Origin of the sequence: Candidatus Berkiella aquae (genome assembly GCF_001431295.2) — a bacterium.
Taxonomy (GTDB): domain Bacteria; phylum Pseudomonadota; class Gammaproteobacteria; order Berkiellales; family Berkiellaceae; genus Berkiella; species Berkiella aquae.
This window is the reverse complement of record NZ_LKAJ02000001.1, coordinates 2,740,786-2,754,037: the sequence shown is the minus strand read 5'-3', so window position 1 is coordinate 2,754,037 and position 13,252 is coordinate 2,740,786. Positions and strand designations below refer to the sequence as shown.

Genomic DNA, 13,252 nt, shown 5'->3' with positions numbered 1-13,252 from the left:
ATGGCAGTAATTTAACTTTACCAATTAACAGCTGAAATTGTACAAACTGATGAAAATACACTCCTCGTTACTCGCCTCTATTTTGTTCGTTGCAAGCTTTAACGTAACCCTGTTGCGTGCAACTGAGCCTTTAACTGTGCCAGCAAGCCCAGCGCCTGTAACGTTGCAAGATGAAACAGCCTATTTTTCATTTGTGAATGAAACGGGAGGTTATGTTACCAAAAGCATGCATGATGAATTCTGGCTGATTTTGCAAGCCAAATATGACGAGCATCAACGAGCTAAAATTGTCGCCGATGTGCATAATGCCCTAGATATTATTAGAGATTTTCAATACCAAACTTGGGAAAGCGCAAAAACCAGCTACTTTGCGAAAATGGCGCAAAAGAGTAATGAATACGAGCGTTTAAAAGGGCAACTTGAGAAACAAAATTCCCCTTATTTTACACCACAAGCAGTCATTGAAAATGCTGAAAAAATAATTGAAGCTGCAGCAAATCGTTTCCCTTTAGATTTAGGGGCCGGTAAATTTTATATTACCCCCGAGCTAATTCAAGAAAATATGGTGGGTATTAAAGGGAGTTATGAACGCTTAAAATTACTGCTGACACCTGAATGGAAAGATGAATATAAAGAATATATCTTGCCTAAAGAGATGGTGTCTTTATTGTCACTTTATTCTCCAGATGAATATCATGAAACAATTACGCATACCAATGAAAAAATTGATATTCATATTGCACAGCTCAGTACCGATAAAAGTTCGCTTTATGAAATTGGCGCGGTAGATTATCAAAAAGGAGATAAAAAATTTGCCAGTTTCCTACCAGAAGAAAAAGAGATTTATATTCAAGAATTTGTCAAAGAACAATTCTCTGGCTACAAAGTGAGTGAACCGATGCTAAGTCGTGGGATGTGGCGCGGATACTCTTTTGCTAAAGGCGTCGCTAGTTTAGGTGATTTAAATGTGATTGTGATGAGCTTCTTTGTCAATGATAAGGCGCTTTATTTTAAGTTTGTATCGGATAAGAATCTTTCACTGGCCAGTGCTGACTTTAACGATTTTACTAAACGCATTCAAATTCTTGAGAGCAATGCCACGAATAGCCCATTTGAGCCACCTATTCACTAAAGCTTGGCGCAGGACCCGCTTAAAATAGGTTTTAGTAATGCTATAATAAAAAAATGAGTATTAATCATCTAGCATGGGCACATCCTTTAATCCAAACCTGGTTTAACCAAACATTAGGATTGCCGACAGAACCCCAGCAACAGGGGTGGCCAGCCATTTTGGCAGGAAAAAGTACCTTAATTTCAGCACCAACCGGTTCAGGGAAAACGTTGTCTGCGTTTATGATCTGCCTGAATGAATTGGTTAGCCAAGCATTAGAAGGCAGATTAGATGATCAAACGACCGTACTTTACATCTCGCCATTAAAAGCACTCAGTAACGATATACAAAAAAATTTGCTACAGCCTTTGGCACAAATCAAGCAGCTTGCTCACGAACAACAAATGCCTATGCAAGAGATCCGAGTGGCAGTACGTACGGGCGATACGTTAACCAAAGAACGCCAAGCAATGCTGCGACATCCTCCGCATATTTTGATTACAACACCAGAGTCACTTTATATATTATTGACAGCCGTCAAAAGTCGCGCACTATTGGCAAGCGTGAAAACGGTTATCGTCGATGAAATTCATGTGATGGCAGATGATAAGCGTGGCACGCATTTAAGCCTGTCATTAGAAAGGCTTGAAGCATTGACCACCATTTCGCCCATTCGAATCGGACTTTCCGCAACGCAAAAGCCATTGGAAATTGTTGCGCAGTTTTTAACGGGATCTTCACGGCCAATGCCTGCCATCATTAATATTGGCCACAAAAGACAATTAGATCTTGCCATTGAAGTACCTAGGAGTGAATTAGGTGCGGTTGCTTCACATGAAATGTGGGATGAAATTTATGAGAGGATTGCTCATTTAGCAAAAGAAAATCGTTCAACCTTGATATTTGTGAATACGCGTCGTTTAGCCGAACGTGTCGCACATCACTTAACTGAGCGTCTAGGCGAAGATAAAGTCGCTGCGCATCATGGCAGCTTATCCCGAAAAATACGTTTACAGGCAGAAACACGCTTGAAAAACGGTGAATTAACGGCCTTAGTCGCAACGGCTTCATTAGAGCTTGGAATTGATATTGGTAGCATTGATTTAGTTTGTCAAATTGGTTCTCCTCGAGCGATTGCAACAGGCCTTCAACGGGTAGGAAGAGCAGGTCACTGGCACGCCGCTATTTCGAAAGGACGATTTTTTGCCACAACGCGTGATGAATTATTGGAATGTGCTGCCCTGATAAAAGCGATTCAGGAAGAAGATTTAGATCAATTGATTGTTCCTTTAGAACCACTTGATGTGTTAGCACAACAAATAGTCGCCTTGTGTGCAACCGATGATTGGGATGAAGATAGGCTTTTTCAACTGATTAAAAAAGCCTATCCTTATCGAAATTTGACTAGGGAAACTTTTTTGCGAGTATTAACGATGCTTGCTGAAGGGATTGCAGGTTCACGTGGTCGCTATGGGGCTTATTTATTTCGAGATCAAGTCAATCATCAAGTGAAAGCACGCCGTCACAGTCGCTTAACGGCTATTACCAGTGGCGGAGCAATTCCTGATAATGGTTTGTTTACGGTGGTGGCTGAACCTGATGGTACGATGGTTGGCACCTTAGATGAAGATTTTGCCGTAGAGAGTACCCGCGGAGATATTATTCTGCTAGGAACAACATCATGGTTAGTACGCCGTGTTGAAAGTGCCTCAGGGCGTGTACTTGTTGAAGATGCAAAAGGAGCGCCTCCGAGTATTCCATTTTGGGTAGGGGAGGCACCCGCCAGAACCAAAGAATTATCCTTGCAGGTTTCATCATTAAGAGAAAATATAGAAAATCAATTAGCATTAAATAGTTCATCGACTATTGAGTGGCTTATAGCGCATTGTGGAGTCGACATACAAGGCGCAGAACAATTATTGAATTATATTGCAGAAGGTAAAAAAGTATTAGGCGCGGTGCCAACCCAAAAAAGAATCATTGCTGAGCGTTTTTTTGATGAAGGCGGTGGCATGCAACTTGTGATCCATTCACCGTTTGGTGCTCGTATCAATAAAGCATGGGGTTTAGCTTTACGCAAACGGTTTTGTCGCTCATTTAATTTTGAATTGCAAGCAGCTGCAACAGATGATGGCCTAAATATTGCCTTAGCAGAGCAGCACAGTTTTCCTTTGGCAGATGTGTTTCGTTTTTTAAATGCAAATACGTTAAAAGAAGTGCTAATTCAAGCGGTATTGCAATCCCCCATTTTTAAAATCCGTTGGCGTTGGACCGCCGTAAGAGCTTTAGCATTAGTGCGTTTTCGCAGCGGTAAAAAAGTGCCGCCGCATATCATGCGTATTCTCTCCGATGATTTGTTAGCTGCAGTGTTCCCTGATGCCGCAGCTTGCCAAGATAATTTAGCTGGTGAAGATATTCAGTTACCTTCGCATCCTTTGATTGATGAAACGATGAAAGATGCGCTCACCGAGGCATTAGATGTGGAAGGGTTAACAAAGGTTATTGAAAAGCTAGGTTCAGGTGAGATTGAATGTTTAGCCGTTGATACACCGATGCCATCCGTATTTGCGCATGGTATCTTAAATGCGAATCCTTATGCTTTTTTAGATGACGCTCCCTTAGAGGAAAGAAGAACGCGCGCAGTGCAAATGCGTCGTACCTTACCGCAAAGTGTTTTAGATACGGTGGGTAAGCTTGATCAAGGCGCTATAGAAGAAGTACGCCAGCAGGCATGGCCTGATATTCGCAATCCAGATGAATTACATGATTTTTTACAAACCGTCATTGCTTTACCACCAGAAAAAAGTTGGCAAGTTTTTCTTGATGAACTAGAAAAACAAGGCAGAGCAACGCAAGCAATCAGTCATAATCAATCTCTATGGGTTTGTGCTGAGAAAATAGAATCTTTCTTAACAGTTTATCCACAAGCCCAAATGAAGACAGCTTTAAAACGAATTGAAAAGATCGTTCCTTCAAGAGAAGCGGTTATTCTTGAAATGATAAAAGGTTGGGTATTTCATCTTGGGCCAACGACGAATCGAGAACTTCAACAAAAACTTCATTTAGAATCCAATGATATTGAGATAGCTTTAGTTGCATTAGAAACTAGTGGATTGATTTTACGTGGGCAGTTTAGAACACAAATCACAGACTTAGAGTGGTGTGAAAGACGGTTATTGTCGAGAATTCATCGCATGACGATAACGCAGTTGCGAGAAGCTATTCAACCGGTTACTGCTTTGCAGTTTATGCATTGGTTACTGGAATGGCAACATATAGCGCCTGGTACCCAGTTGGTGGGTGAGCAAGGGCTATTTCAGATCATAAACCAATTACAAGGATTTGAAGCACCGGCTAATGCCTGGGAAAAACAGATTTATGCAAAAAGAGTGCTAGATTATGATCCAGCATGGTTAGATAGATTCTGCTTAGGCGGTGCCGTTGGCTGGGGACGTTTATCCCCGGTTGAGAATAAGTCAATGCTACCCAGAAGTATTGCACCAATCACTTTTTTTGTGCGTGAGGAAATGGATTGGATGTTACCTGCTGTGAATCAAGAAACAGAAATGCTTGGTGTAAGCTTTGTTGCGGATCTTATCTATCGTTATTTGCAACAAAAAGGCGCCAGTTTTTTTGCTGATATTGTTCGAGGGGTTGCTCGATTACAAGCGGAAGTGGAATCAGGCTTGTGGGAGCTGGTGGCATTAGGACGTATTACCGCTGATGGTTTTGATAATTTGCGCGCTTTAATTGATCCCAAACGACGCTCTGATCAAAGGCGACGTCGGATGCAAATGCGTTATAGTACAGGGAGATGGTCAATTTTAGCTCCCCATGCACTTGAAGAATCAGCCGTGAGGCTAGAAGCAACTTGTTGGATGTTGTTAAATCGTTATGGTGTGGTTTTTCGTGATTTACTGGTTCGAGAAAGAAATATTCCCCGTTGGCGTGAATTGTTGTTAACCTTTAGACGCATGGAAGAAAAGGGAGAAGTCAGGGGAGGACGATTTGTTGATGGATTTTTAGGAGAGCAATTTGCGTTACCCTATGCGGTTACCTCTTTACGAGCGAGAAAGAATGAAGTAACAAGTAGCCTCACTTTATCGATTGCCGCAGTCGATCCTTTAAATTTAGTTGGCATTATTTTGCCTGGCGATAAAGTAAGTGCGTTGTCAACGAAACAAGTCATCATACATTGAGATTATTCATTATTTTAATACTCTCAATATCGTTGCTTTATTCGTAAACGCTTTAACACTGACTTCTCCAATAGACGCTAAACTTTCTTCTTGTTTTATCAAGTTAATATCTAATGGCTCTTTGCAATAGGTGCTAGTGACAGTTTTAATAGGACGTCCCGTTTGTTCTCTTTGTCTGATTGCATGAAAAGCAGATACAAAGGGTTTTGCCATGAATCCATAAGGATCAGGTAACACACTATTAAAGGGACGGTCATCTAATAATGAAAGTGTCTTACATAATTTCTTATAGGTGGTTGTTTGTGTTTGACCGTTAAGATAAATAGGGCGAGAATCAAAACCACTGATTGGGAAGTAAACGGGACGTAATAATTCAATATCCTCAACATATTGATTGAGTGTGGCCGGTAACAGTGGAGGCAGATTTCCAGTCGCAAAGTGCATTTTAACCCGCTTTTCGCATTGCTGTTGCTCAACGAAATTCTGGCTATAAAAGCCAAAAGCATAGGCTATATCGATAAAATCATAGGGAATATATAAAGCAATTTCATAACAATGATGATTTTTGGCAATTTCAACCATCGTTTGAAAATATAAGGGTAGTACTTGGGTATATTTGAGTTCAGCATAAGGTCCCATTAATACGCTTGCCAATTGTGGCGCTTGATACTTTAAGTGACCTTGTGATTGTACCAATGTGCTTTGCAGAAAGCGCTGTGATGCCCCATCATCGCAGGTTTGAAAGATCGTGAAGGGAATAGGTTTGTCATTCTTGGAAGGATAGCGAGGGTAAACACTTAAGTTAATAGGAATCATGTTACCATTAGCAAAAAAAGTGAATGTACAGAGATCGGCAAAACGAGGTGTCGCTAAAACGGAAAAATTTTCTTGGGTTTTTAACTGAGCAGCCAATGCATAATGCGAGCCTTGATATTCAAAATTCTTGAGGACGATTTGTTTATTAATAACTCTTCTGATTGTAGTAAAGGTGGGAACATTTTCTACGATTTGCATTCGAAAGCCTTCAATCATTGTTTTTAATGCGGAAAATTGTTTGGCTTTTACAGTTTCTTGTAATTTGGATAAAATATCGAGCGCATTTTTTGCTGATGATTCAAGTGGGTGATTGTTTAAAAGAGAAAATTTATCTTCCAGAACATCATGAGTTGCTTGTAATAAAACACGCAATCCTTGATAAGCTTGGCCAAGTTGATAGAGTTCTTGTAAGTTCTTAGCCGGTACAGTGTTAAGATGACTTAAACGATTTTTGACGACATTGCCCAAATGAGGTAAGGCGATTTTTAAACGAACTAAAGCATTGATAAATGACTCGTGAGTATCAATGCTTGCAGCAATAATAGCAGTGAGGTTGCCTGCTGGGGCGGTTGTCGGAGGATTCCACAGATGAACTAATTTATTAATGCTATCTAACGCTTGTTGTTCTTTGGGGCTGACTTCAAAAGTTAACATGCTATTACCTCACTGCTACAAGAGCGGGATAATAGCAAATTTTTGTGATTTATCCTACATTATGGGTTGTGTTTGAAAACAATTGGATAACAACAACACCTAAAATAATGAGGGTAATGCCAATAATGGCAGGGAAATCGAGTGATTGCTGATGAATGAAATAGGCAGCAGCTGCAATGAAAATGATGCCCACTCCTGCCCAAATGGCATAAGCGATACCAATAGGGATAACACGTAATGCTAAAACTAAGAAATAAAACGTGCATATGTAGCCAAGAACCCCTATTGTAACGGGAACCAGCTTGGTAAATTCATCAGATGCTTTCAAAGCATTGATTGCAACGACTTCTCCGATGATGGCGAAAGCGAGATACAAATAATGCATATTATCATTGATTACTCCAAGTGGTTTCACGCTCTAATAATATAGACGTTCTTTGATAACTTAGAGAGAAAGCACGTTGTGCTTAATCAGTGTTTGAATAATGAGTGCTGAAGATTTATTTATTTAGCGATGATTGAATAATAATTTCCACATACTTTATCGATTTCGCCTTCATTGCAACGATAAGCAATAGCAAAATCTTTATTTTTTCCTATGGCGACATCAACATGCCAAGGCCAAGAATAAATTTTTTCGCGATAAATAACTTCTTTATTGAGCAGATCGTAGACAGCAATGCCGCCCCAGCTTGATAATCGTGATGGCATTGTTTCTGAGAAAATAATATATCGACCACTGGAGTCTATTTTCATATTATTCATATCAATAGAAACTTTGCTTAAGAATTGCTTATCCGGCTCAAAAACCGTTGCAACTTCATTTTTTTGCACATCGTAAGATTTTAAGGCGCCTTCTTTGCAATAAACATAGAGTAAGTGATTGAGTTTGTCATAGTATGCAGTGCCTGGATATTCACTGCATTTAATCGTATCGGTTGAAACCGTTTGCAGAATTTTACCCGTTTCAAAATCTAATATATCGATTTTCGCTTTTGCAAATGAATGTAAAATAATGCCATTGGTTGAATAACCGATAGGCTCACCTTCATATTCATCTAAAGGATATTTCCAAATAATATCATTGTTATTTTTGGCAATTAGGGTGCGCGAAGGGCAGGGTGAATAAAAAATGCGTGGAAAGACCGGGAAGTAATAGTATTCTGACATAGTGGGATCGCAGCGCATTGATTTATCTTGATAGGGTTGTTCATCAAAATAAATGACAGGATTGTATTTTTCATCAAAAACAATAAAGGGCTTTGATCCTTTAGGAACGGCGATGGGGCCAATACGGCTATTTATTTTAGCAGTGTATTTAATTACATCATCAGCAACCGTTTGATTATTTATGATGATCAGGAGTAAGGTGCCAATGAATAACAAGAATTTACGTGTCATAAGTTCGAGCTATCCCAAAGTATCTCATATTATCATAGCAGCTATTCACCTGTGTGCGGATACGATTGCCAGGCTCAAGAGCTTATGCTGCTTTGCAACCGAGTGAACGATTAGGCATTTCGATTTCTTGCTTATTCGCTTTGGCAAAGCGTAGAATAAAATCAGTCTGCGTTGCCGGATTCATTTTGCTAAAAGCTAATAATTTTGCTTCGTTGAATTGTCTTGCGAGAGATTGTGCAATAGCTGGTTGATATAATCCAAGAATTTCAGAGGCCATTGGATTTTGAGTCAATAATAATAAGAATGATTTTGCCGCATCAGAGGTGAAATACTGTTCAATAGTATCAGGTATGGGTTGTATAGCGGCAAGATATCCAGGGGTAAAGGTATTTTCGATATCAATTGAAGGGCATGTTTCAAGGGAGGTATGCGGTTCTGCCATGCTTGTTAAATGGTGATTGAGTTGCTGATAATATCGAAAATCTCTTCGATAAGATTCGCTATGACTATATTCCTTGCCATGATTTTCATTGACTGAATTCCAGTAACTGTCAAATGATGCATACGAATTAACAATTTCATTGTTCACCGTTGCTGTAAAATCAATGTTATGACGCCATAGTAAAGAAGCAAGACTCAAATTGGAACGCAGCGTTGGTAGTAAACGAGTATAGCGCTCATAAGATAAATATTCAGCTTGTTCCATGTTGTAAGCAAAATCATCTGCGTTGCAAGAACCTGCAAATGTTTGAGTTGCAAGATTGGTATTCGCGGCATTACAGAGTTCAAAAATCAAAGTGGTTATAAAACTATATAAAGATTGATTATTAGCAAGACGAATGGTTTTAGTATAATGGCAGCAATCTCCCTCAGAATAGAGATAATCAGGATTAACGATTTGTACATTAAAACGTTGACCATTAAAAGCTTCTGTTACCAACGCAGAAAATTCTTCTGTTTCGAATAGTGCGGAAAATAACCGTTTAAAAATATACTTTGTTTCACCTAATGAAGTTAAATCAGATTGCAGGGTATTAAACGTAAATGTATCACTCTCATCCACTATCATGGGTGGGTAAAATTTAGGCAAAGCTTCTTCATTCACGATATAGGAAGACGAAGCAAGTGCTAGCATTCGGTCGTAAATTTTTTCAGAGAGTTGTACGGTTGATTGATTTAATTGTTCTACAATCAACTGTGAACTGTTTGGCTCTAATTTGAAGCCAAATACAACGAGTAAATCAAATGCTATTTCATTTCCTGAAATAATGGCATACAGTAATAAACTTTCATGATCGTCAGTAAGTTTATTTACCAATAAAGAACCGCCTTGATAAAGCAGCTCATGATAGAGTCCAGAATGATCATGGTTACTTATTTTATCTCGTATTTTACAAAAAAGTGTTTGTTCAGTGGATAATAGTATGTTGCTTGGCATGATCATTTGCCTAAATTGTAAATATTAAGTTGTAAATGTTCGAGCATGTTATTTCACCGTGAAACTTAAAAGAAGTAAATTACAATAAAAACAGACAAATGTGGCTATTAAAGCGACGATGTGGTCTTCACAGCAGAGATTTTAGGTGGCATTTCGATAAGATGACTATTAAGGATGGCATATTGCGATAAAAAGTACGCTTGTGATGCCTGATTGAGTGCTTTAAATTTTTGCAAATTTTTTTCAGTCACATGTTTTGCAAGATGTTGTGCAATCGATTTTTGATAACTATTGAGTATTTTTATAGCATTGGCATTTTTCAGAATTGCTTGTAAAAAATCTTTCGCCATTGTCGATGAAAAAATAGGAAACAAATCATTTAATCCTAGTCGTTTTTTTTCATGGTTGCTTGTTAACATAACAGGCTGATGAATAATCAGCTGTGAAGAATGGCTGGGCTTATTATCTTTTTTATGAAAAATGTGATTGAGTTCTTGCAATTGCCTGTAGTGAATTCGATAATATTCACTATGGCTATAACCTTTAATACGGCTATCATTTGCGCCGCGCCAATATTCGGAGAATGAAAGATATGAACGATTAATTTCACGTTGTATCTTGTCTGGATCTTCGCCATTTGTTTCTAGCACCTTCACAAATGATTCCTGACGTTGCAAAATAACGAGCAAGTGAATGTGTCGGTTATAAGTTAAATATTCGGCTCTTTCCATAGCGAGTGCATAATCATCAGCTGTTTGAAAACGTTTCACCGATACGACTGCTAAAGAAGTGTTTGCAGCATTGCAAAATTCAAATAACATCGTAGAGATGATGTCGTAAATGCTTATATTGCTTGCAATGCGGATTATTCTGCTTTGATAATTGCAATCACCTTCCGAAAAGAGTTCATCATCACTGACAAATAATACTTTGGATGGTTGTCCATGAAAAACCTGGCTAGCAATTGTTTTAATAGCCGGTATTTCAAATAAAATCGAAAAAATATTAAGTAACTGCTTTTGCTTACTCTTGATGGAAGCTAAATCAATTTCGATATGCGCAAATACAAATAATTGTGTCAAGTCACGAGGGCTTCGTAAAGTATCAACATCTAAATTTGCAAAAAGCGCATTTAATTGATTAATGTAAAGGCTTGCTCGAGCTTGCAATGGGATAATGAAATGACGTAATCGTTCATAAAAGGGTAGTTTATGATGGCAATGAGAGTCCCTAGGGCTCAAGATGGTGCTGTTTTGTGAGATGCCTGTTGTACTCATGATTCTGTGTTGTCTAATTGAATTCGCGGAGTTTAGCGTATCAAGGTGCTAGCGATAATGAGATCAGCCATTTAATCGATAAAAGTACAGGATAGCTGGACTAACTGATAATTTACTCTCTGTAAATATAAGTGTGTAATTACACTTAATTGATTTTTCTTTCAATTTCCCTGCCAAATAACAATTTTTGACCTATAACGTTTTATATACATGACAAATCCTTCCTGATGAGTTCAAATGGTGGAGTAGTAAAGCTGTGCGAATGAGCAATGAACAACTCAAAAATAGTTGTCTCAGCCAAGAGCGAACGCAAGAAGTTGTGCTGATGACGCTATTTAAACTGAATGAGCGACAAATGCCCCAGGACGATATCTTGCGTAATGTTACAGATTTACTTAGTGAACTTGAAAAACTCACCGTTTATAAAAATATTGAGCAAGTAGAGAAGCATGAACTTGAGCAGTTTAATCAAGATTTCATACTAAATAAGGAAAGCTATTTTGCCAAGTTGATTCGTAAAGATAAGCTGAAGGCAACCCTTGAGCATTTGATAGATAGTCTGATAAAGCATCAGATGAGTAAACACATTATCGAAGGTAAGATTGCCAATAGACGCTACCATGCCGCAAAACGTTTTAAAACAATATTTATTTCAGAATCATGCCATCCAATAGATACCCCAAGTCAAAGAAAGGGATTGCACCATGGTATTCATTTAATTCATCAAATTCATGCATTAATACAATTGCGTGAAAATAGTGTAAAAATAATACTACATTGTCAGTCGATGATCGTTGACTCTAGAAGATTTCACACATCAAATTTAATTCAATCTCTAATCGAAATGAGGCGGTATCCCTTGATATTTTTTAAAGGTATGACTTCTGAAAATCAGAGCTTATTTATAAAAGAATATATAAAAATAAGGGAAGATGAAATCGTTCAAACCACAACGGTTGATATCAAAATTCAATCAGAAATTCAGCATAACGATATAAAGCAAGAGCGGAAAATGGATAGCATGCTAGTGCGCTATCGCGTTGAGGCTGCTTATCGTCCGATTTTGCAAAAATGGTATGATGATAAAGATAGAATAAAATCATCGGCTTTACAGAAAGTCAAAGTGTTAGGTGAAAAAACCAAAAATCGCTATGTCAATATAGCAGCTGAAGATGAAGTTTGTCAGAAGCACTTAGAAGACTTTGAAAACAATGAGCTGGTTAAAACTTCCTTATCAAAGCATTTAGCTTTGACTCGAAAACAAACCATCGAAATTGAAAAAGAAAAAAAGAAGCTTAAAGAATGCGAACAGCAAATCAGTGAGTTGGTAACAAAAGCGGATCGTAAAAAAGTACTCACCAATCTCGAGAGGGAAGATCTCACTTCTTTATTAAGTGAGTTTGATGAAACCATGCTTGAACAGATATCGAATGACCATGTTACTTTAGTTAATAACTTAAAATTGAAAAAATAAGTTGGAAACCAACAAAAATCCTGAACATCTCAACAATAATTGACAAAGCAGGAAAAGCAAGTAGAATCTGACTTGCTTTTTTAGTTTGTCAACATATAGTTGCTGCAAGGTGTTATTCTAAGCAGTTGCTATATCGTAGTAGAAGTTGGAGTTTGAGATGACAAAAGGACCTATCGTTTTTACTCAATCAGAAAAAACCGAATTTAATCCCCTCTTTCTCGAATATGCTGCAAATCGCGATGCTGATGCGGTATTAGAAGCCTTAAATAATAACCAAAAAAAATATGAACGGTTTACATTATATGCTGATGGTCTTTTAGCATTGCTTAAAGAACGTCAGAAATCATCGAAGATTGATTCATTAACAAAAAACAAAACAATGCTGACACAAAGCATTAAGCAAAGAAAACAAAGCATAGATGAATCAAGAGAAATCACATTTCAATCTATTCATTCAATGACAGGTCGTTCGGTAAAAGTTCGTTGAATTTAGCGAAGCCGCCTTTGAGTAGAGGATTTGTCGTGCGTATTTTCAGATGAAATTTTACGATCCTTGATACTGTCTCCTATTTTTTGGGAGTGTTGTTGTATCAGGGATTGTTTTTTATCTTGAAGCTGTGTTTCTTGCTGTTTTAACATCTTTTGAGATTGTTCATATTGAGCAAGGTTTTTCTGCGACATTTGTAAGGCATTTTCAAAAGACACTTTGAAATCTTTAAATCGCTGCAATTCGCGATTATCTTCAAAATCCGTTACCATTTTTTTAGCTAAGGCGACATTGGGCTGTGGTGAGTGGATCAATTTAAGAATAGTTTCAAACTTACGGATCTCGGTAGAGGTATAATCTTTATAGAATGCAGGATTTTGAGTAGGTGTTGCCAT

Annotated in this window: 10 protein-coding genes; 4 read left to right on the top strand and 6 right to left on the bottom strand. The window is 38.1% G+C overall.

From position 1 onward, the window contains the following. Positions 1 to 49 precede the first annotated feature (49 nt). Together HT99x_RS12040 and HT99x_RS12035 are read left to right on the top strand one after the other, a co-directional pair. Positions 50 to 1,132, top strand: a complete 1,083-nt coding sequence (locus tag HT99x_RS12040) for a hypothetical protein (RefSeq protein ID WP_075064680.1) — start codon at positions 50 to 52, stop codon at positions 1,130 to 1,132. 53 nt (positions 1,133 to 1,185) lie between these two features. After that, a complete protein-coding gene (locus HT99x_RS12035) occupies positions 1,186 to 5,310 on the top strand; it encodes a DEAD/DEAH box helicase (protein ID WP_075064681.1) in 4,125 nt (1,374 codons plus the stop codon). A gap of 9 nt (positions 5,311 to 5,319) precedes the next feature. Here the strand turns inward: HT99x_RS12035 and HT99x_RS12030 are convergent, their stop codons facing one another. From HT99x_RS12030 to HT99x_RS12010, 5 genes are all read right to left on the bottom strand, one after another. Next, positions 5,320 to 6,780, bottom strand: a complete 1,461-nt coding sequence (locus tag HT99x_RS12030; protein WP_075064682.1) for a hypothetical protein — start codon at positions 6,778 to 6,780, stop codon at positions 5,320 to 5,322. 49 nt (positions 6,781 to 6,829) lie between these two features. Next, positions 6,830 to 7,165: an SMR family transporter gene (locus HT99x_RS12025; RefSeq protein WP_075064683.1), complete on the bottom strand. Its 336-nt coding sequence runs from the start codon at positions 7,163 to 7,165 to the stop codon at positions 6,830 to 6,832. A 119-nt stretch (positions 7,166 to 7,284) separates the two neighbouring features. After that, positions 7,285 to 8,181 (bottom strand): hypothetical protein, encoded by an 897-nt coding sequence (locus HT99x_RS12020; protein ID WP_075064684.1) that lies wholly within the window; start codon positions 8,179 to 8,181, stop codon positions 7,285 to 7,287. 82 nt (positions 8,182 to 8,263) lie between these two features. Next, positions 8,264 to 9,619 (bottom strand): hypothetical protein, encoded by a 1,356-nt coding sequence (locus HT99x_RS12015; RefSeq protein WP_075064685.1) that lies wholly within the window; start codon positions 9,617 to 9,619, stop codon positions 8,264 to 8,266. A gap of 107 nt (positions 9,620 to 9,726) precedes the next feature. Next, positions 9,727 to 10,896 carry a hypothetical protein gene (locus tag HT99x_RS12010; RefSeq protein ID WP_075064686.1) on the bottom strand — a complete coding sequence of 390 codons (1,170 nt, stop codon included), beginning with the start codon at positions 10,894 to 10,896 and terminating at the stop codon, positions 9,727 to 9,729. Between the two features lie 262 nt (positions 10,897 to 11,158). Between HT99x_RS12010 and HT99x_RS12005 the strand changes: the two genes are divergently transcribed. Continuing rightward, positions 11,159 to 12,370 carry a hypothetical protein gene (locus HT99x_RS12005; protein ID WP_075064687.1) on the top strand — a complete coding sequence of 404 codons (1,212 nt, stop codon included), beginning with the start codon at positions 11,159 to 11,161 and terminating at the stop codon, positions 12,368 to 12,370. 157 nt (positions 12,371 to 12,527) lie between these two features. Then, positions 12,528 to 12,857 (top strand): hypothetical protein, encoded by a 330-nt coding sequence (locus HT99x_RS12000; RefSeq protein ID WP_075064688.1) that lies wholly within the window; start codon positions 12,528 to 12,530, stop codon positions 12,855 to 12,857. A gap of 2 nt (positions 12,858 to 12,859) precedes the next feature. Here the strand turns inward: HT99x_RS12000 and HT99x_RS11995 are convergent, their stop codons facing one another. Further along, on the bottom strand, positions 12,860 to 13,252 hold the full coding sequence (locus tag HT99x_RS11995; RefSeq protein ID WP_075064689.1) for a hypothetical protein: 393 nt from the start codon (positions 13,250 to 13,252) through the stop codon (positions 12,860 to 12,862).

What these genes read in the sequence shown, in the direction of transcription:
- HT99x_RS12040 (WP_075064680.1), top strand. Translation starts at nt 50, where the DNA reads ATGAAAATACACTCCTCGTTACTCGCCTCTATTTTGTTCGTTGCAAGC.
- HT99x_RS12035 (WP_075064681.1), top strand. Translation starts at nt 1,186, where the DNA reads ATGAGTATTAATCATCTAGCATGGGCACATCCTTTAATCCAAACCTGG.
- HT99x_RS12030 (WP_075064682.1), bottom strand. Translation starts at nt 6,780, where the DNA reads ATGTTAACTTTTGAAGTCAGCCCCAAAGAACAACAAGCGTTAGATAGC.
- HT99x_RS12025 (WP_075064683.1), bottom strand. Translation starts at nt 7,165, where the DNA reads ATGCATTATTTGTATCTCGCTTTCGCCATCATCGGAGAAGTCGTTGCA.
- HT99x_RS12020 (WP_075064684.1), bottom strand. Translation starts at nt 8,181, where the DNA reads ATGACACGTAAATTCTTGTTATTCATTGGCACCTTACTCCTGATCATC.
- HT99x_RS12015 (WP_075064685.1), bottom strand. Translation starts at nt 9,619, where the DNA reads ATGCCAAGCAACATACTATTATCCACTGAACAAACACTTTTTTGTAAA.
- HT99x_RS12010 (WP_075064686.1), bottom strand. Translation starts at nt 10,896, where the DNA reads ATGAGTACAACAGGCATCTCACAAAACAGCACCATCTTGAGCCCTAGG.
- HT99x_RS12005 (WP_075064687.1), top strand. Translation starts at nt 11,159, where the DNA reads ATGAGCAATGAACAACTCAAAAATAGTTGTCTCAGCCAAGAGCGAACG.
- HT99x_RS12000 (WP_075064688.1), top strand. Translation starts at nt 12,528, where the DNA reads ATGACAAAAGGACCTATCGTTTTTACTCAATCAGAAAAAACCGAATTT.
- HT99x_RS11995 (WP_075064689.1), bottom strand. Translation starts at nt 13,252, where the DNA reads ATGGCAACACCTACTCAAAATCCTGCATTCTATAAAGATTATACCTCT.